This window comes from Syntrophales bacterium (genome assembly GCA_030655775.1).
Classification (GTDB): Bacteria; Desulfobacterota; Syntrophia; order Syntrophales; family JADFWA01; genus JAUSPI01.
Map to the genome: position 1 here is coordinate 1 of JAUSPI010000217.1, position 18,645 is coordinate 18,645.

Consider the following 18,645-nt stretch of genomic DNA (forward strand, 5'->3'; position numbering starts at 1 on the left):
TTTAAGTTACTTGGAAGTCGGAGTTTCCCCGCAACTTGTTGCGGGGAGCTTCAATATGCCCGCAGTAAACTACTGTCGTGTCAATCAAGAAATGTCATTTCGACCGCAGGGAGAAATCTAAGATTTCTCAGTCGTGAAGACTCCTTCGAAATGACAGAGTATCGTTGACATTCTACAGGGAATATGCTTTCTTTGCATTTTTAATTTTTTCATTAAGACCCGGGTTAACATGATAATCATCGCAGAAAAAACACTGTCCTGCCGGTTTTCGGCAAGCTTTTTGCGTCTTCTCTTCAATCATCCCTGCCTAAAAACGGTAATGTTTCCTTCTTTCTGTAAACAAGTGCCTGACAGACCGCAATCAGATCTCCTTTAGTGTCCGTAACCTTGATAGAATAATTTCCAGTCCGCAAAGTCTTACTGACTTCCGTTGCCTCTGCCCTTAAAGTGTCCCCGGTACGCGGAGCCGATATATATGTAACATTCATATTCAGGGCAAAAGCCACCGTGCCGTGTGAGTTTGAAGCCGTTTCAAAGGCTTCATCCATCAAAGAAAAAATGGCTCCTCCGTGGGTCATGCCGAAGATATTTTCCATCTCCTTTGTAAGTTTCATCTCAACAACGGAATAGCCCTTGCTAACTTCTATCAATTTCATGCCGAGCTTCTTGGCAAAAGGTTCTTTTTTAACCCTTGCGTGAATCGCCTTGTAGATATCCTGACTCACCTTTTAAAATTCCTCTTTTCGTTTAGCATCAGGACTCGCTCTTCCATTTTTACCGGATTTGTAAGTTCCCCTATTTTTTCAATATTTACGGTAATAACATCACCTTCTTTCAGGAAGACGGGCGGCTCCCTGGTAAAACCCACTCCCTCAGGAGTTCCCGTCAAAATAACAGTGCCGGGAAGCAGTGTCATAGACCTGCTGAGATCGCTCACAATAGTCCGGACATCAAAAATCATATCGGAAGTGTTGGAATCCTGCAATACCTTTCTGTTAAGAATGGCACGGATGCGAAGATTGTCCGGATCCGGAATTTCGTCACGGGTCACAATATATGGGCCGAGCGGACAGAACGTATCGAAGCTCTTACCGCGTGCCCATTGCTTTTTCTGCTTGTGAATCTGCCAGTCTCGAGCGCTGATATCATTGGCACAGGTGTACCCGAGTATATAATGCATGGCATCCTGAGGGGATACGTTTTTTGTTGTTTTGCCGATGATAATGGCGAGTTCCGCTTCATAATCAACCTCATCGGGCCCTGCCTTGGGAAGGATGATAGGTGATCCGGGACCGATAACGGTGTTCGTGGTTTTTATAAATATTACGGGAATATCGGGATGTTCCATGCCGGTTTCATCGGCATGCCTGCGGTAGTTAAGTCCCATTGCCAGAACATTGGGCGGGGAAATCGGCGGGAGAATTTTCTTTATTTTCGCCAATTCAGACGTTGCATTAAACAAACCGAAAATATCCCCTTCAATAATACATGCCCGGCCCGGCTGGTGTTGATCAAAAACCCCGTATAATTCACGGCCGTCTTCAGAAAGAAAGTGTATAATTTTCACCTGTCTCCTCCAGAATTTTCTAATATCAGATTTTTATGACAAACTCTACCATTGACTCCATTCAACAAAAAACATTTTTCTTATCTTGAACATGGAATAAATTTACGATATCTTCCACCTAAAAATCTGGAAGAGAAGAAAGCAAAATGGGAGAAATAAAAAGCACCTTAGACATCATCATGGAAAAGACAAAAAACCTGACCATGACAGAAGCGGAAAAGGAAGACCTGCGGCGGACGGAGCTGGCGGCGAAAGTAAAAGGATGGGTTCTAAAATATATAGACAACCGGATAAATCAGGAAACCCTCAAATCAGAGCTGACAAAAGAAGGGCAAGACAACCATTCCACGCTTTTAAAGCTTCTGAAGAAGGAATTACTGGAAAGTCTGCAGATGGATGATGATAATGTAAAAACATTGGAACTGATGAAAGATATCTTGAACATCAAAAAAGATCCATTTGTAAATATTATAAAGGATTTCCAGAAGGAAGCCGCCTTTGAAAAATCAAAAAGACTTGGAAACATTAAAAATTTATTAACGAAAAGACGTGTCTTCGGTTCAGCCGTTATTCCAAACCTGACACTTGATGAAAGCTGGGATACCTACTATCAAGAGTTAGAAGCGGAGTACAAAAAAAGATTGCAAGCGGTTACAGATAATTGAACCAATAGTTTTCAACCATCTGGAAATTGGCCTGGACCGCCTCGGCACCGACCACTATCTCTCCATGTCCGGGCAGCAGATATTCTACATCGAGTTTCGAGATACTTTTAATACTTTCTTTTAAAAGCTTGCTGTCTCCACCCGGGAGATCAGTCCGGCCGATTCCCCGATTGAAAATCACGTCACCGGTAAACAGTGCCTTCTGCTCAGGCCAGTAAAGGCACACTGAACCGGGAGAATGTCCGGGGGTAACAATGACCTGAAACGAGTTGTCGCCAATCGTCAGATCCCCCTCTCCCAGGAAAAAATCCGGTTCCGGAATCTTGAAGTAATTACCGGCAATATCTTTAATAAACTTGTACTCTAATTGGCTCATCGCAAAAAGAGCAGGTTTTTCAAACTGTTGTGCCGCCTCTATATGATCGGGATGCCCGTGGGTCGTAATGACCACATCGATATGATCCAGGGAAAGATGTAACTCAGCAAGCCCTTCACCGACATTGGCAAAATAATTCAGGTGCCCGGGATCGATTATTATTTTTTTTGAACCGTCAATTAAATATGTATTGCAGTTATTGGCTGCAGGATTACGCCACATAAAGGCATGGAGGCCGTTTGTTACGTGCATAAAGTCTTCTCCTGTCAATAGAATGCAGGGCTTTAGCCCTGCAAGTGTTGCAGCCTTAAAGGGCTGCGCTGCATTTTCGCAATTTGAAGCTCCCCGCCGCAAGCAGCGGGGAACGAAGTAATTCGAAGAATGAAGAATAATGCGCTCGCTGTTCAGTTCAGCCTAACCCGAGACTTTCATCAGTTTTAAAATGTTGCTGGAAACAACATTTCGGTAATCTTTTTCATCGAGTTTCAAGCTTTTCACCTTGGTCAATTCATTATGAGGGGAATTGAAGGGGAAATCACTTCCAAAAAGAAGTCTTTCACTACCATACTTCTCTAAAAAAACAGACATTTCTCGCGTAGAAGCAAGAGCCGTGTCGGCATAAATCGTTTCATTGTCCCAGATTCCCGAATTCAATAATGCAGAAAATCCTCCATTTAAACCGCCCAGATGGGGAATAATAATCGGTGTCTGCCCCGCCACTCTGTTAACAAAATATGTTGTATTTTCAAAAGATTCCTCCAGAACAACAGGCAACTGAAGGCGATATACCTCCTGCAGAAAATCCTCGCACCTCGGATCATCGTAATGATAAACCGGTTCATGTTCATGACGATGCCATTTAACCCCTTTATATCCCTTCATCAATTCTTTCTTTCTGAAATCGTTCCAGACAAAAAAGTATGCAAATATATCTTCGTTCGACCTTTGGATGTCCAGCAGATACCTGTTAGCACGCTGCCGGCAGGCTATCCAGGAGTAATTATCCTCAAAATGGTAATCATAACGGTCATAGATGTCCTCTACTGGAGCGTAAAAGCAGGCCCCTTGAATATTCCCTTCAGCAAGATATCCCTTAATGAGTTCAAAGGGCAGGTTTACATTCTCAACGCCACAGTGGATGTGTGAATCAATAACTTTCATTAAATCTCCCTTTCGTTTACCAGTCTTTTAATCCTCTCCAGCTCTTCCGGCGTATCCACCTCAACAGAATCATACGGCGTCTCAACCACCTTGATTCTGTATCCATGTTCCATCGCCCTCAACTGCTCCAGGGCCTCCAGCCTCTCAAGATACCCCTCCTCCAAACGAGTGAAAGTCATCAGAAAAGACTTCCTGTATGCATAGATACCGTGATGCTTATAATAAGGAACTTCTGAATCGCTTTTTCTTACATAAGGAATGGTAGCCCTGGAAAAATAGATGGCAAATTTATCCTTGTCAAAAACTACCTTCACTGCATTGGGGTGAGTTATCTCCTCCTTCCTTTTTATCCTGTATATGAGAGTGCTCATATCAACGGAAGGATCTTCAAGAAGCGGTCCTGCCACTTCGTCTATCTGTATGGGTTCAAAAATTGGCTGATCGCCCTGAATGTTTACAACAATATCGGTATCTTCAATATTGTCGATGGTTGAGACGGCCTCGGCAATTCTATCCGTTCCGGTTCTGTGTTCAGGCGATGTCATAATAACATTGCCCCCAAATTTTTGAACCACCGCAAAGATTCCCTCATCATCCGTAGCCACGGCAGCATACGATACGGTAGCCGACTTCAGGACCCTTTCATAGACATGCTGTATCATCGGCTTACCGCAAATATCTGCCAGGGGCTTTCCTTCAAACCTTGAGGACTTGTACCTCGCTGGAATTATACATATTATCTTCATTATAGAATCTGGTCATTCTTCTCCAGGTAATTAACAACATAATCATGAACCGCATCTTCGAGTGACTGAAAAGAAACGGAACAACCTGTTGCGTGAAGCTTTTCCATCTTCGCTTCGGTGAAATACTGGTATTGATCACGAATCGCCCCCGGCATCTCGACATAGTCAATCTGCGGATCACGGCCCATCGCTGAAAAAACCGCAGTAACAAGGTCATTCCATGTCCGGGCACGACCTGTCCCCAGATTAAAAAGCCCGTTTACCTCCCGCTTTCCAAGCAGCCACCAAAGGACTTCAACGCAATCTTTTATATAGATAAAATCACGTATCTGCTCCCCGTCGTTATATTCAGGCCTGTAGGACTTAAAAAGCCGGCCCGTGCCCGTTTTGGCTATCTGGTGGTATGCTTTATACACGACGCTCTTCATGTCCCCCTTATGGTACTCATTCGGCCCGAAGACATTAAAGAATTTAACGCCGGCAAATTTATGGTGAAATTTATTCCGGAGGACCCAGAGATCAAAAAGCTGTTTGGAATAACCGTACATATTAATTGGACGAAGTGATAAAGTCATATCGTCATCATCTGAAAATCCTTTTGCCCCATCTCCATAAGTTGCCGCACTGCTTGCGTAGACAAAACGGATACCCTTTTTCATTGCCCACTCGGCAAGTGTGCGGCTGTAATGGTAATTGTTCTCCATCAGATAGTCCGCATCACGTTCAGTGGTAGAAGAGCACGCCCCCATGTGGACGACTCCCCTAACATTGAAAGGAACCCTGTCTTCACATACCATCTCAAGGAAATCGTCTTTGTGAAAATAATCGACAAAGTGTCCGTTAACCAGGTTTTTCCACTTGTCTGTTGTCCCGAGCCTATCCACAATAATAATATTATCGATCCCCTCGGAATTGAGCTTCCAGACAAAGGCACTACCTATAAATCCGGCACCTCCGGTAACTATAAGCATCGGTGTTTTCTCCTAAACTACCAACAATGTAGAGCAAGGCTTCAGCCTTGCATTAACACGGCAGCCCTGAAGGGCTGCACTACTCCTTTATACCCAACTCCTAAACAGAAATTCCCGTATGCTTTCCGCGGCTTTTTCAATCCCGCTTAGAATACCAGCCATCTTTTCCTCTGACATCTTTACGGAAATCGCCATAAAAAGTGTCCTGCCGAATATATCTTCCGCCCGGGGGATAGCCGCTGTACTATAGTCGATCTTTCCCTTATACATCGGATTGGCAAAAGGGTACTTTTTTGAGTTCGCCGTGGATTGAGCAAGAAAATGCTCCCAGTTGGGAACATAATGCCACAGATTCTCCTTAAAGAGGACAGTGTCAATACCCTCATTGCTCAAGGCCTTTTGAAACTTCTTTGTTATTTCGGCCTCGGGGAAATTGAACGCAAGAAAGGTAGCCGTATCTCCTTCGGGATCCGGAATCTCCCTGAATTTCACACCTTTAATCTTTCCAATGGCCTCCTTGATTCTGGCCTTGTTTTTCTTCTGTTCAGCTATCACATATTCCAGCTTTCCGAGCTGTGCCAGTCCCAATGCGCCCTGGAGTTCACCCATCCGGTAATTAAAGCCGAGGATGCTTCTCCCCTCCATCGCCCTGCCTACGTTCGGGTTATGGTCATGTCCGTGGTCGTGATACTCGTCGGCACGACCGTAGAGGGCTTTATTGTCCGTCAAAATCATGCCCCCCTCACCGGTAGTTATCGTTTTTACATAATCAAAGCTGAATATCCCCATGTCTCCAAATGTCCCGAGCTTCTTTCCCTTGTAGCTACCGCCGCAGCCCTGAGCATTATCCTCAAGAACCATAAGGTTGTTTTTCCTTGCAACGTCAACAATCTTGTCGATCCGTGCAGGCGCTCCGCACATGTGGACAGGGATGACCGCCTTCGTATAGGGTGTCATCTTCGCCTGAATATCATCGGGATCCAGGTTAAGCGATTCATCAACATCAGCCATTACCGGAATTGCCCCCACCTCCAGCACCGCCTCATATGTGGCAACGAATGTAAACACCGGGACAATAACCTCATCCCCCGGGCCGACACCCATGGCAGCAAGGGCGACCTTCAGTGCGGCAGAACCGGAGGATACACCGAGGGCATATCCGGCACCGCAATACTTTGCAAAAGCCTCTTCAAACTCCCTTACTTTGAAGATTCCTTTTCTTTCTTTATCAAATCCATATCTGAAAAGGACGCCCGTCTCCAGTACATCCATAACCTCTTTGATCTCTTCTTTCCCTATAACTTCCGCACCTGCCATTTTTGCCTCCAACTGTTGAGTTTAAAGTTTCGAGTTTCGAGTTCAAAGCTGTAGCAATTCAACAATCCTTTCGTTGGGTTTCGTTCCTCAACCCAACCTACTATCCTAATCCTTTGTTCTTGCTGAAAGCTGACGGCTTATAGCTCAACGCTTACATTCAATAAACCTGCTCGTACATCGCTATAGCATCCTCAAGAGTCACCTTGCGTGGATTGTTTTCCAGGGGTCTCGCCACGGTCATGGCAACCTTCGCCAGTTCCGGAAAATCTTCTTCGGGAATGCCGAGGTCTTCCAGTCCGGTAAATATACCGCAATCCTCTATCAGCGCCTCTACCGCCTCTACGGCTAAATATGCCGCATCTCTGAGCGGGATATCTTCTGTCTGCTCTCCCATCACGGCAGCGATGACGACAAATTTTTCAAGGGCGGCGGGCAGATTGAACTCCATTACGGGGGGAAGCATAATTGTATTTGCTAAACCGTGCGAGATGCCGTACTTCCCGCCGAGAGGATAGGAAAGGGAATGGGCGGCGCCAACACCCGCATTGGCAAGGCCAAGGCCTGCGTAAAGACTGCCCAGAAGCATCTGCTCTCTGGCTTCAAGGTTGCTGCCGTTATGGACACAGGTTCTAAGGCTAAGTGATATCAAATCTATCGCCTCCAGAGAGACCAGTTCACTCATAGGACTTGAATTAACGGATGTGTAGGATTCTATCGCGTGACAGAGCGCATCAATTCCGGTAGCAGCGGTCGGTTCGGGTGGAAGGCTCAGCGTTAATCTTGGATCCAAAAGGGCCAATTCGGGATAAAGATACGGGCTGTTCATCCCCTCCTTCTTCTTCAGATCCTTTCTTGAAAATACCGCTGTAAAAGTTACCTCGCTTCCAGTGCCGGCCGTTGTCGGAATCATTATCTTCGGAAGCCCGCGGCCCGGAACCTTATTTAATCCTAAATAATCCACGGCCTTTCCTTTATTGGCAGCGAGCACGGCAACCGCCTTCGCAACATCCATGGCGCTTCCGCCACCGATACCCACAACTGCATCACATTTCTCTTTAAGGGCAATTTTTGCTCCCTCATCGGCAAGTTCCAACGCGGGTTCTGCTTCAACCCTGTCAAATATGGCATACTTCATGCCACCTCTATCGAGGAGCGCTGAAACCTTCTCTCTGAATCCAGTCTCAGAAAGGTTTTTATCAAGTACTATCAGAGGCTTATTGCCACCTGACTCCTTAATATGTTCTACAAGTTCATCAAAAGAACCATTGCCAAAGACTATCTTTTTCGCTCCTGTAAAGGAGAAAGTTTTGTTCATTTTCAATGCCTCCAATTAACGCTATAGGTTTAACAGTTTTACGGTCAATTGCTAATTAAGTTTCCGGCCGGGCAAAGTCAAGTCTTTTTGTTCTCGATACTCCTTTCAACATGCCGGCAGATACCGCGGATAATCTGCACCTCTTTTGAAAAAAGTTGCGTCCTTGAAAGAAAACGACGTATGCTTGTCATCCAGTGATCGGGGTTTTCCAGGTTGATAAAATCTATCTTTATCAGCATCTTCTTCAGATGGTCGTACATTTCTTCAAGCTCAAATGACGTGGCCAGCTTCGGTGTAAATCTTTCGGTTGTCGGCGTGCACGCCGTAAATATTTCATAGCACAGGATCATCACCGCATGAGAAAGATTGATCGATTTAAGCTCATCGGAGGTGGGAATGGTAACCAGAAGATGACAGTATTTCAGCTCATCATTGGTCAGCCCCGCATCCTCCGGCCCAAAGAGAATGGCGACTTGATTGTTCTGAGAAATATCCGTAATCTGTTCGGCCATCTCCCGTGGATGAACGACAGGTCCCCGTACACTTCCCAGCCTGGATGTGGTTCCAACAACATATTGGAAACCGGAGAGAGCCTCCTCCAATCGACTGAACCATTGCATGTTTTCAATTACATCGGCGGCAAAATGGGTTGCCATTTTTTTTATTTCTTCTATGTCGGGATCACTGTGTCCAACGATAAAGAGTTTCTCAATCCCCGTATTTTTTGCACATCGTGCCACAGAACCGATGTTTCCGGGATATTTCGGATTATTTAAGACGATTGTGATGTTTTCTCTCTTTGCCGTCGTATGCATTCTTCAAAGGTCGTAGAGCTTCTCGTCCACTCGAGGTTTTAGTTTCCTAACGCCTTTCCCTCCCTTACGATTCAAAATAAACGGGTCTTCTCCCTCCAGCAGTTCTCCCATCTCTTTTTCAATTTTCTCCGGATCTTCACCCGCTTCCATACGGCCCAAAGCCTCTTCCATACCGGAGCCCAGCTCCAGACCGGCAGTATCCGAAAGTTTCCTCATCAGCATTGCGGCCTGGCGCGGGTCATCTTCGTCCATTTTGTCCGCCTCGCCGGCAAGCATTGCCATTGCCTTTTCCATTTTTGCCTCATCAATCGGCGGCATGTCATCATCTCCCTCTTCTTTGCCCCCGGAAATTGTGGCAAAGATGGACATCTGACGCTTTAACTTAATTGTTGCACAATGCGGACAAAGTGGAACCTTCTCGGTATTCACCGACCGTGAAAAAAAGTTATATATCGTGTTGCACTTCTCACAGTAAAACTCATATATCGGCATTTTTTATAACACCTCTCTTGGCAAACTTTTTCAATTATAATATGTTTATCAGTAAAAGCAATGTTCTTCTCTCTTTTATCGAAGCAGCTTTGATTGGCATTTACACGCACCGGATAAAAATGGTATGGAAAGGGGGTTTTTATATAAAAAATATGTTTTCGGGCTTTAGAACAATGGACGATCTTCTTCCCAGAATACTAACCGAGGCCTCACGTGCGATAGGCGTGAATCTCGGAGAAAGGCACATCTCTCTCTTTGAGGAATACTACAGGGAGCTTATTTTCTGGAACGCAAAAATTAATCTTGTGTCTGTCAAGTCTGAGCTTGATATACCGATAAAGCACTTCATCGACTCACTTACCCCTCTAAATTTTGTAAAGAATAAGAGCTCTTCTCTTTTGGACATTGGTACAGGCGCCGGTTTTCCGGGAATCCCTCTGAAGATAGCAGAAGACCGGCTGAGGGTAACCCTTCTTGACTCTTCCCGTAAAAAGGTTTCATTTCTCAAAAATATTGTTCGTAAGCTTCAGCTTCATCACACAACCGTCATTAACAGGAGGGCTGAACTGCTGATGAAGGACCCAACGTACCGTGGCATCTTTGATGTCATAATATCCAGGGCTTCCTTCAAGCTACCGCAATTTCTCACAATGGGCGAGTATTTCATCTCCCCGGGCGGAATCCTAATTGCCATGAAGGGAATTAACATCGATGAGGAACTTGAGCAAGCTGAAGAAATATCCACAAAAACGGGACTGGAATATGCCGAATGCCACACAATCGAGCTACCTGTTACAGGAGATCGCAGAAATATCGTCGTCTATAAAAAGGCCCGCAACTAAAATATTCCTTCAAAAACCTTCTTTTTTATGGTAGCTTTCAGCATCTCTTTCCTTACCGTAAAAATCCAATAATGTTTCGATGAATAATGCGCAAAATTATATGTATAGCCAATCAAAAAGGCGGTGTCGGCAAAACGACAACGGCAATCAACCTGTCAGCGTCGTTAGCAGCAACGGAAAAGAGAACACTTCTCATAGATTGTGATCCCCAGGGAAACGCATCAAACGGCATAGGCATAGAGAAATCATTGATAGCCGAAAAGAACCTGTATCATTCACTGACAGGTAAGGTTCCCCTGAAGGACGTCATTGTCAGCACACAGATCCCCACTCTTGACATAATTTCCTCTAATCGGGACCTCATCGGTGTAGAAGTAGAATTTGTTTCTCTCCCGGACAGGGAAAAAAGGCTCAAATATCTTTTACAAAAAATGGATACTCCCTACGAGTTTATTATTATAGACTGTCCTCCTTCTCTCGGTTTTTTGACAATCAACTCCCTTGTTGCTTCCGACAATCTTATCATTCCTCTGCAGTGTGAATATTTCGCGATGGAGGGCCTCGGATATTTACTGCAAACGGTAAAGCTCATTAAAGCAAGACTTAATCCATCTCTTTTTCTCCGCGGGATACTCTTGACCATGTTCGACACAAGAAACAGGCTTTCCCACAGGGTTGCTGAAGATGTTAGAAAACATTTCGGTAAAAAGGTCTTTAAAACCGTTATCCCGAGAAATGTAAGACTCTCTGAAAGTCCGAGCCACGGACTGCCGATAATTCTCTATGATATCGGGTCGCGTGGTGCAATTTCCTATATGGAACTTGCACAAGAAATGCTGTCCAATGGGAGGATATAAATGCCACCAAAAAATTCGCTGGGCAAGGGTCTGGGAGCGATGTTTCCGGATCTTCTTGACGACTTAAATGATAAACCTCAGTTTGTAATATGCGGCATTGAAGAGCTTTGCCCCAACAGATTTCAGGCAAGAAAAAACTTTAGTAGAAAAGACCTTGAAAAACTCGTCTCTTCCATCAAAAAAAATGGGATTATTCAACCAATAGTCGTCAGGAGATCAGACACCGGCTACGAAATAATTGTGGGAGAACGTCGCTGGAGAGCCGCCCAGGAAGCAGGGTTGAAGGATGTTCCTGTAATCATCAGGGAAGCTGAAGACCGTGAAATGGCTGAAATTTCAATTATAGAAAATCTACAGCGCGAGGAGCTGAACCCGATCGAAGAAGCAGAGGCTTTTCAAACCCTCATGAACACATTTTTCCTTTCTCAAGAGGAAATATCATCCAGAGTCGGCAGGGATAGATCGACAATTGCCAATTCCGTCAGACTGCTTAAACTGCCCTCAGGGGTAAAGGATGCCCTGACCCAAAAAACCATATCCGCCGGTCATGCAAGGGCACTCCTTGCCCTCAGTACCGCCGAGGAACAGGTCCGGGTCCTTGGAGCTATTCTCAAGAAGGGGTTAAGTGTTCGAGAAACGGAACTTATAATCAAAAACATAAAGGCCTTGCCGGGGCAAAAAAAGAAGCTCCAAAAGGAGCAAGCTATCGTTGATCTGGAAAAGGAGCTATCGTCTAAATTGATGACATCTATTAAGATTAGACAATCAAAGAAGGCTGGCACTATCGAAATCAAGTTTTCCAACCCGGAAGAGCTAAACAGACTGGTACAGTTTATAAGAGAAGCAGGAAACGAATAAATATAAAAATATCTTTTGTGTTTTTGCAATTTTCATATTATATACGCTATAATCAGATATCGGTAAGTAGTGGTTTTACAGGCGACGTTGAATTTGCAAGTGTTTGTTATTGTTATAAACATAACTCTTGCGAATTGTTAATGTCTTTACTTTATCTGTCAAGATGAGACTTATCAACAGTTGTTGGTAAATTTGTTAATAAGGTTAATGGGCCGTGGACATACTCTGGGAAAAAAGTTGTAATTTTATTAAAGAAAAGATCAGTAAGCAAAATTACGAAACATGGATAAGTCCGATCAGCATTACCTCTATTGAAGGAAATAATATAGGTCTTTCTGTACCTAATAAGTTCTTTAATGACTGGTTAACCGAAAATTATCTGCCTATCATGAGGGAATCCCTATCTGGGGTAATGGGCATTGACGTAAATATAAATTTTACCGTAAGGAACGAAAAAACGGATACAGCCGTTGAAAGGAGTCACAAAACAACACATAAAACGAAGCCTGCTGTGAGTATAAAAAGAGTTTTCCCCTCGCTCAATTCTCACTACAATTTTGAGAGATTTGTTGTTGGTTCAAGTAATCAGTTTGCACATGCTGCAGCTATAGCTGTTGCCGAGCAGCCGGCAAAGAATTACAATCCTCTGTTTATATATGGCGGAGTCGGACTTGGAAAGACACACCTTCTCAACGCCATCGGCCTCCACACCCTCTCTCTCTACCACGAAAGAAATGTTTTATACCTTTCAGCTGAGGAATTCATGAATGAACTTATCAACGCCATAAGATATGACAAAATGCAAACCTTCCGTGAGAAATTCAGAAATATAGATTCCCTTCTAATTGATGATATCCAATTTATAGCTGGAAAGGAAAGGACACAGGAAGAATTTTTCCACACATTCAATAGATTACATGACTCTGCTAAACAAATTGTTGTTACAAGCGACAAATTCCCAAAAGACATTCCAAACCTCGAGAAAAGATTACGCTCAAGATTTGAATGGGGTCTCATAGCAGACATTCAACCACCGGAAACAGAAACAAAGGTTGCCATTATCAAAAAGAAGGCACAGGAAATTAATATCTCAATACCCGATAATGTCGCCCATTATATCGCCTCAAGGGTGGAGTCAAACATAAGAGAGCTTGAAGGTTACCTCATAAGAATAGGTGCATACACTTCTCTTACGGGGGAAAAAATAGATATAGATACTACAAAAGGAGTACTTGAAAAACTTCTCGGGCATGAGGGTGTAAAAGAAATTACCATTGATGAGATCATTAGGGCAGCTGCTAATAAGTTTAACGTGAAAAAATCTGACATTAAATCCCAAAAGAGAAATAAAGCTTTCATTCTGCCAAGACAAATTGTAATGTATCTGTCGAGAAAGATAACCAATTTATCATATCCGGAGATAGGATCGGAAATGGGAGGTAAGGATCACTCGACAGTCATATACGCTAATAATAAGATAAAGAAACTCATGGAAAAGGATGTTAAAATAAGAAACTTGATAGGGGAAATAGAAGATTCATTACGAGTCAAGACCTAATGCGTTTATATAAAACTCAGTAACATATCTAAATATTTCACTAACAGAGACTATATGATAAACATGCTTGTAATAATTGAATAAAAATAGTTATCCACATATCAACTGATCTTACTACTACTACTATTATATATTAGTATACTTAATTGAGAAATATTAAAATTGATGTGAGAAAGATAGGTGATTAAATGCAATTTAATATAAAAAGGTCATTACTTTTAGAGGGAATACAAAAAACTCTTGGTATTGTGGAAATAAAAACGACGACACCAATTTTAAATAATATCCTGATAAAAACGGAAGGGAATAGAATAAAAGTTGCTGCTACGGACAGGGAAATAGGATTGGTTTCGTACTATGATGCGGAGATTATATCTGATGGCGTTATAACGCTTTCAGCAAGGAAAACATTTGAAATGATAAGAGAAATTCAGGGGGATCTTATAAGTTTTAAAAAGGGAGAAAATAATTGGGTCAATATAACGTGTGGAAAGATTATGTATAAGATTCCCGGTATTTCGGCGGATGATTTTCCAGAGGCAGAGGTGTTGGGCGATGAAGGGATAACTTTCTTTAAAGTAAAAAGTAATATGATAGGTGAAATGATAGATAAGACTTTTTTTTCGATGTCGAAAGAGGAGATGAGGAGTCATTTGAATGGTGCCTTTTTAGAAACAGAAAAGAAGGATAAGGGGTATTGGATGAGAATGGTTGCGACTGATGGGCACAGATTGTCTCTTGTAAATTTTGAAGAAGAAGAAGGTGAATTTATAGATATTAGTGGTGGAATTATTATTTCAAGGAAGGGAATTAGCGAGGTTAAAAAATTAGTTGATAATGGAAGTGAATATATAGAAGTTGGAGTTAAAAAAGGGAAATGCGTTTTTAAGAAAGATGATACAATTTTGAGGATTAGCCTGGTGGATTCAGAGTATCCGGAGTATAAAAAAGTTATGCCGACCGATAAAGGAGTTTCGGTTCAGTTGGACAGGGAACAATTTTTACACTCACTAAAACGAATGAGTGTGATATCGAGCGACAAATACAGCGGTGTAAAGATCACGATTACAGAAAATAAGATGATTCTCAATTCAACAAATCCTGATATCGGAGAGGCAAATGAGGAAATAGATATTTCATATAGAGGTGAAGAAATTGAAGTAGTTTACAATGTTGGTTATTTAATAGATGGAGTTCAAGTAATAAGCGGGGACAGCATAGTATTTGATATAAGACCGGGACTTAGACCGGGGGTGATTAGCGAAGCGGGAAACGATCGTTATATCTGTATCGTTATGCCGCTTAAGATGTAAAGTTTAATGAGGGGAGTTTTCGAGGAAGAATGATAGAAACGAGTTATCGTGCAGATAGTATAAAAGTACTGGAGGGCCTTGAAGCCGTAAGAAAGAGGCCCGCCATGTATATAGGTAGTACCGGAAAGGGGGGTCTTCACCATCTTGTTTATGAGGTCGTCGACAACAGTATTGATGAGGCATCCGCCGGCTTTTGCGATAAAATTGATGTCAAGATTAGAGTAGATAATAGTGTCACGGTAGATGATAACGGTCGGGGGATTCCTGTTGATATGCATAAGACCGAGCATGTCTCGGCAGCGGAAGTTGTAATGACAAAGCTACACTCAGGTGCGAAATTTTCCAGTGATGACTATAAGATGTCAGGGGGTCTTCATGGTGTTGGGATTTCCGTGGTGAATGCTCTGTCAGAGTATCTTGAGCTGGAGGTGCGACGGGATGGCCGGGTATATAGACAGTCTTACAAAAAGGGTGTACCAGCAGATTCTCTTAAAGAAGTGGGTCATACGAAGAGAAGGGGTACAAAGATTACATTTCAACCCGATCTGGAAATATTTGAAGATATAGAATTCAGTTTTGAGGTTCTTACTAACAGATTACGGGAGCTGGCTTTTTTAAATAAGGGTGTCAAAATCAACCTGAAGGATGAAAGAACAGATAAAAACGCCGAGTTTTTGTATAAAGGTGGAATAGTTTCCTTTGTCGAATACATAAACAGACACAGAAAGACACTTCATAAAAAACCGATTTTCATAAATGGTTCTAAGGAAGATTGTCAGGTTGAGGTTGCCATACAGTATAATGATACGTACGCGGAGAACACCTTTTCTTTTGCAAATAGCATCAATACTACAGAAGGCGGAACGCATTTAATCGGGTTCAGGTCAGCCCTTACCAGGGTGATTAATAATTATGCAATCAGTAATAACCTTTTAAAGCCTGGAAAAGAATCTTTTAAAGGTGAGGATATTCGTGAAGGACTTGCGTGTGTCATTAGCATAAGGTTGGTTCAGCCCCAGTTTGAAGGGCAGACAAAAACGAAACTGGGTAACAGTGAAGTCAAGGGTTTGGTGGAAGGTATTGTATATGAAAAGATGGGACATTACCTGGAAGAAAATCCGGTTGTTGCGAAACAGATTATACATAAGGCAGTTGAGGCTTCAAGGGCCAGGGAAGCGGCTCGGAAAGCGAGGGAGCTTACCAGAAGAAAGACGGCACTTGAAATTAGTTCGCTTCCTGGAAAACTGGCAGACTGCCAGGAGAAAGATCCCGCAGGAAGTGAGCTGTATCTTGTGGAGGGAGACTCGGCTGGTGGATCGGCTAAGCAGGGTCGAGACAGGAAAAACCAGGCGATACTGCCCCTTAGAGGAAAACTGTTAAATGTTGAAAAAGCAAGATTCGACAAGATGCTCAACAATGAGGAGATTAAAATAATCATTACAGCCCTCGGGATAGGCATCGGAGAAGAAGACTACGATATTAGCAAGCTCCGGTATCATAAAGTTATTATTATGACAGATGCCGATGTCGACGGGTCTCATATCAGGACCCTTCTCTTAACATTCTTTTTCAGGCACATGAAAGGGCTGGTAGAAAGAGGGCATTTATATATAGCGCAGCCACCACTCTTTCGGGTCTCTAACAAAAGTGCAGAAAGATATATTAATACAGCCGAGGAAATGGAAAACTACATCCTGGATAATGGCGTCAACAAGGTGCAGGTTATGCTGGGTGATGGAAGTAGTGTGACGGGAAGCCGTCTGTATGGTCTGATCAAGAAAGGCATAAAACTGGATGCTATATTGAACAAGTTTGAGAATGAAGGGAAAAATAAAGACATCGTTAGATTACTGGCAGGAGACCCGGCTTTTAACGAAGACGTTTTCAGGCATGAAGAAACTCTTGTTAAGGTTGGAAAAAGGATCAGTATGGCTATAGAAGATAAGATAGGTGATTGCTGGGCTGAGATGGACGAAGAGCATGGTGGATATAAATTGTTTTTTAATGTGGTGGAAAACGGCCGTCTCCTCAAGGTGTATCATGATAAAGATATATTTAATGTGCCTAAATTTGCCAGGGCAAGGGAACTTCTAAACCAGTTGAGCTATCTGGGGGAAGCGCCGTACCTGGTGGCAGAAAAAGAGGCGGACGACAAACCACATCAACAGCTTGACAGTATGACTTCTCTCGTAGAATGTGTGCTAAATAGCGGGAAAAAGGGGATGTCTATTCAGCGTTATAAGGGATTGGGAGAGATGAATCCTGGACAGCTGTGGGCAACAACGATGGACCCGGAGAAGAGAACGCTCCTTCAGGTGAAAGTGGAGGATCCGGTCGTTGCAGATGCAATATTTACGACGCTCATGGGTGATCAGGTGGAGCCGAGGAGAGCCTTTATATACGAAAATGCACTCAAAGTATCTAACCTTGACATATAGATTATTTGCAATTCAGGAAATGATGCACTCGTAAAAAGTCAGTTTTATTCGCTCAGAACCATTTTGGGGATGCTGTTATTGCCCGGCTAAAAATCTAAAACTCGTGCTAACGCACTCAAACAGTTAGATTTTCTTAACGCCGGTCACTACCACCATCTTTTTCCCAAAATGCTTTAATTCGCTCCGAAAAGACTTTTTACGAACTTGTCAGGAAATTGAACAAATTAAAAGAGGTGGTCTCCACTACATCTGGGCCACCTCTTTATAATTTACTGTATAAAAGGACTTCAGTCTTTACTGTCCGTTTTGGAAGCTGGTTTTGCTGTATCGGGTTTACTGGGAGTAGAAGAAGTTTGAATTTCATCTTTGCTACCGTTACTGGCAGGTGCTTTCTTCCCGCCGTAATCAGTTACATACCAGCCCGAACCTTTCAGGTGAAAAGTGGAAAGGGAGACTAACTTTTTAACGGGACCATGACAGGCATTACAGGCCGTAACCTCCGTGTCTGTAATTTTCTGCAACACATCAAAATTCTTGCCACATTTTTTACATTGATATTCGTAAATTGGCATCCTATAAAAACCTCCACACGAGTTTCATATTCATCGGCACTCAATGGTCAATTTAATATATCCCCTATATTGTACTGATCACGAAAGCAATCAATAACAAGACGCAGATCCGGATCGGCAATCGACTTGAGCATATTACGGGTAATATAATGAACTTTGTCTTCTTCTTTGATCTTCTCTTCCAGTGGCGCATCAAAATTACTGGACCCATTGTTGAACCGTATTACATGAACAAGTTCATGGGTGGCTATATACAACATGAGGGGAACCAGTTTGATAAAAGAATTAGCCCTCTCAACAGCATCGAGAATCCTGTTATCCTGCAGGCAGATTCTGAAAAACTGGAATTTGTCAGGGTCGCTTATATCCCCACCCTTATGACAGTGGTACCTGCAAAGATGGGCAAATGCAGTGTCATTAATTTCATGTTTTTCAAGGTGTTCCAAGGTCTTGACATCATACCTGTGAGCCTTGAGCTCCTTGTGGCTCAGACGGAAATACGTCGAGGCCAGCTTTTCAGCATGATCAAACGTCCTGTTTGCCAGGACTATTTGTGAAGTATGAAAGTACATAGGTATCAACTCTCCGCGACCTTAATATATACATTTTTTTGCTTGTGTCAATCAATTTGCGGCCAGCGGGGTGTAGAGTTTCACAATAAATTGATATAGCGTTACAAATAATTCTTACAATGTATTGACATAAAGGTAAAGAATATCGGAATAAATGGGCCTTGGTAGAGAGGCCTTTTTTATTGGTTGCACGGTGAAAGAGGTAAAGAG

General features: G+C 43.0%; 19 protein-coding genes. 7 read left to right on the plus strand and 12 right to left on the minus strand.

Translation table 11 applies throughout. From position 1 onward, the window contains the following. Positions 1-293: 293 nt before the first annotated feature. A complete protein-coding gene (locus Q7J27_11790; GenBank protein ID MDO9529820.1) occupies positions 294-725 on the minus strand; it encodes a hotdog fold thioesterase in 432 nt (143 codons plus the stop codon). After that, entirely contained in the window at positions 722-1,567 is an 846-nt protein-coding gene (locus Q7J27_11795) for a fumarylacetoacetate hydrolase family protein (GenBank protein MDO9529821.1), read from the minus strand. Before Q7J27_11795 ends, Q7J27_11790 begins: the two co-directional genes overlap by 4 nt. Before the next feature lie 146 nt (positions 1,568-1,713). Between Q7J27_11795 and Q7J27_11800 the strand changes: the two genes are divergently transcribed. Next, positions 1,714-2,232: a hypothetical protein gene (locus Q7J27_11800; protein MDO9529822.1), complete on the plus strand. Its 519-nt coding sequence runs from the start codon at positions 1,714-1,716 to the stop codon at positions 2,230-2,232. Here Q7J27_11800 and Q7J27_11805 read toward each other — a convergent pair. From Q7J27_11805 to Q7J27_11840, 8 genes are all read right to left on the minus strand, one after another. Continuing rightward, positions 2,219-2,860 (minus strand): MBL fold metallo-hydrolase, encoded by a 642-nt coding sequence (locus Q7J27_11805; GenBank protein ID MDO9529823.1) that lies wholly within the window; start codon positions 2,858-2,860, stop codon positions 2,219-2,221. The genes Q7J27_11800 and Q7J27_11805 overlap by 14 nt on opposite strands. A 162-nt stretch (positions 2,861-3,022) precedes the next feature. After that, positions 3,023-3,769, minus strand: a complete 747-nt coding sequence (locus Q7J27_11810) for an amidohydrolase family protein (GenBank protein MDO9529824.1) — start codon at positions 3,767-3,769, stop codon at positions 3,023-3,025. Beyond that, the gene (kdsB, locus tag Q7J27_11815; GenBank protein MDO9529825.1) at positions 3,769-4,515 is read right to left on the minus strand and encodes a 3-deoxy-manno-octulosonate cytidylyltransferase; all 747 of its coding nucleotides are present in this window, start codon (positions 4,513-4,515) and stop codon (positions 3,769-3,771) included. Before kdsB ends, Q7J27_11810 begins: the two co-directional genes overlap by 1 nt. Continuing rightward, on the minus strand, positions 4,515-5,486 hold the full coding sequence (gene rfaD / locus Q7J27_11820; protein ID MDO9529826.1) for an ADP-glyceromanno-heptose 6-epimerase: 972 nt from the start codon (positions 5,484-5,486) through the stop codon (positions 4,515-4,517). Before rfaD ends, kdsB begins: the two co-directional genes overlap by 1 nt. Positions 5,487-5,573: 87 nt before the next feature. Further along, positions 5,574-6,803 (minus strand): DegT/DnrJ/EryC1/StrS family aminotransferase, encoded by a 1,230-nt coding sequence (locus tag Q7J27_11825; GenBank protein ID MDO9529827.1) that lies wholly within the window; start codon positions 6,801-6,803, stop codon positions 5,574-5,576. A 157-nt stretch (positions 6,804-6,960) separates the two neighbouring features. Then, entirely contained in the window at positions 6,961-8,118 is a 1,158-nt protein-coding gene (locus Q7J27_11830; GenBank protein MDO9529828.1) for an iron-containing alcohol dehydrogenase, read from the minus strand. A 77-nt stretch (positions 8,119-8,195) separates the two neighbouring features. Continuing rightward, the gene (locus Q7J27_11835; GenBank protein MDO9529829.1) at positions 8,196-8,933 is read right to left on the minus strand and encodes an RNA methyltransferase; all 738 of its coding nucleotides are present in this window, start codon (positions 8,931-8,933) and stop codon (positions 8,196-8,198) included. 3 nt (positions 8,934-8,936) lie between these two features. Further along, positions 8,937-9,425 carry a zinc ribbon domain-containing protein gene (locus tag Q7J27_11840; protein ID MDO9529830.1) on the minus strand — a complete coding sequence of 163 codons (489 nt, stop codon included), beginning with the start codon at positions 9,423-9,425 and terminating at the stop codon, positions 8,937-8,939. Positions 9,426-9,466: 41 nt separating this feature from the next. Here Q7J27_11840 and rsmG point away from each other — a divergent pair, with 41 nt between their 5' ends. The 6 genes from rsmG (at position 9,467) to gyrB (ending at position 17,291) form a co-directional block, all read left to right on the plus strand. After that, positions 9,467-10,267: a 16S rRNA (guanine(527)-N(7))-methyltransferase RsmG gene (gene rsmG / locus Q7J27_11845; protein MDO9529831.1), complete on the plus strand. Its 801-nt coding sequence runs from the start codon at positions 9,467-9,469 to the stop codon at positions 10,265-10,267. Between the two features lie 86 nt (positions 10,268-10,353). Further along, on the plus strand, positions 10,354-11,124 hold the full coding sequence (locus Q7J27_11850) for an AAA family ATPase (protein MDO9529832.1): 771 nt from the start codon (positions 10,354-10,356) through the stop codon (positions 11,122-11,124). Further along, the gene (locus Q7J27_11855) at positions 11,125-11,982 is read left to right on the plus strand and encodes a ParB/RepB/Spo0J family partition protein (GenBank protein MDO9529833.1); all 858 of its coding nucleotides are present in this window, start codon (positions 11,125-11,127) and stop codon (positions 11,980-11,982) included. A gap of 214 nt (positions 11,983-12,196) precedes the next feature. Further along, the gene (dnaA, locus tag Q7J27_11860) at positions 12,197-13,540 is read left to right on the plus strand and encodes a chromosomal replication initiator protein DnaA (protein ID MDO9529834.1); all 1,344 of its coding nucleotides are present in this window, start codon (positions 12,197-12,199) and stop codon (positions 13,538-13,540) included. 188 nt (positions 13,541-13,728) lie between these two features. Next, positions 13,729-14,853 (plus strand): DNA polymerase III subunit beta, encoded by a 1,125-nt coding sequence (gene dnaN, locus Q7J27_11865; protein ID MDO9529835.1) that lies wholly within the window; start codon positions 13,729-13,731, stop codon positions 14,851-14,853. Between the two features lie 29 nt (positions 14,854-14,882). Continuing rightward, a complete protein-coding gene (gene gyrB, locus Q7J27_11870; protein MDO9529836.1) occupies positions 14,883-17,291 on the plus strand; it encodes a DNA topoisomerase (ATP-hydrolyzing) subunit B in 2,409 nt (802 codons plus the stop codon). Positions 17,292-17,578: 287 nt separating this feature from the next. Here gyrB and Q7J27_11875 read toward each other — a convergent pair whose 3' ends face one another. Both Q7J27_11875 and Q7J27_11880 read right to left on the minus strand, forming a co-directional pair. After that, a complete protein-coding gene (locus Q7J27_11875) occupies positions 17,579-17,863 on the minus strand; it encodes a zinc ribbon domain-containing protein (protein ID MDO9529837.1) in 285 nt (94 codons plus the stop codon). A gap of 47 nt (positions 17,864-17,910) precedes the next feature. Then, positions 17,911-18,435, minus strand: a complete 525-nt coding sequence (locus Q7J27_11880; protein ID MDO9529838.1) for a hypothetical protein — start codon at positions 18,433-18,435, stop codon at positions 17,911-17,913. Positions 18,436-18,645: the final 210 nt, after the last annotated feature.

Bases quoted from the DNA above. Each gene is read 5' to 3' on its own strand.
- rfaD (MDO9529826.1), bottom strand. From the start codon at position 5,486: ATGCTTATAGTTACCGGAGGTGCCGGATTTATAGGTAGTGCCTTTGTC.
- Q7J27_11825 (MDO9529827.1), bottom strand. From the start codon at position 6,803: ATGGCAGGTGCGGAAGTTATAGGGAAAGAAGAGATCAAAGAGGTTATG.
- Q7J27_11850 (MDO9529832.1), top strand. From the start codon at position 10,354: ATGCGCAAAATTATATGTATAGCCAATCAAAAAGGCGGTGTCGGCAAA.
- Q7J27_11835 (MDO9529829.1), bottom strand. From the start codon at position 8,933: ATGCATACGACGGCAAAGAGAGAAAACATCACAATCGTCTTAAATAAT.
- rsmG (MDO9529831.1), top strand. From the start codon at position 9,467: ATGTTTATCAGTAAAAGCAATGTTCTTCTCTCTTTTATCGAAGCAGCT.
- gyrB (MDO9529836.1), top strand. From the start codon at position 14,883: ATGATAGAAACGAGTTATCGTGCAGATAGTATAAAAGTACTGGAGGGC.
- Q7J27_11840 (MDO9529830.1), bottom strand. From the start codon at position 9,425: ATGCCGATATATGAGTTTTACTGTGAGAAGTGCAACACGATATATAAC.
- Q7J27_11805 (MDO9529823.1), bottom strand. From the start codon at position 2,860: ATGCACGTAACAAACGGCCTCCATGCCTTTATGTGGCGTAATCCTGCA.
- Q7J27_11800 (MDO9529822.1), top strand. From the start codon at position 1,714: ATGGGAGAAATAAAAAGCACCTTAGACATCATCATGGAAAAGACAAAA.
- Q7J27_11880 (MDO9529838.1), bottom strand. From the start codon at position 18,435: ATGTACTTTCATACTTCACAAATAGTCCTGGCAAACAGGACGTTTGAT.
- Q7J27_11875 (MDO9529837.1), bottom strand. From the start codon at position 17,863: ATGCCAATTTACGAATATCAATGTAAAAAATGTGGCAAGAATTTTGAT.
- dnaN (MDO9529835.1), top strand. From the start codon at position 13,729: ATGCAATTTAATATAAAAAGGTCATTACTTTTAGAGGGAATACAAAAA.
- Q7J27_11810 (MDO9529824.1), bottom strand. From the start codon at position 3,769: ATGAAAGTTATTGATTCACACATCCACTGTGGCGTTGAGAATGTAAAC.
- Q7J27_11855 (MDO9529833.1), top strand. From the start codon at position 11,125: ATGCCACCAAAAAATTCGCTGGGCAAGGGTCTGGGAGCGATGTTTCCG.
- kdsB (MDO9529825.1), bottom strand. From the start codon at position 4,515: ATGAAGATAATATGTATAATTCCAGCGAGGTACAAGTCCTCAAGGTTT.
- Q7J27_11830 (MDO9529828.1), bottom strand. From the start codon at position 8,118: ATGAACAAAACTTTCTCCTTTACAGGAGCGAAAAAGATAGTCTTTGGC.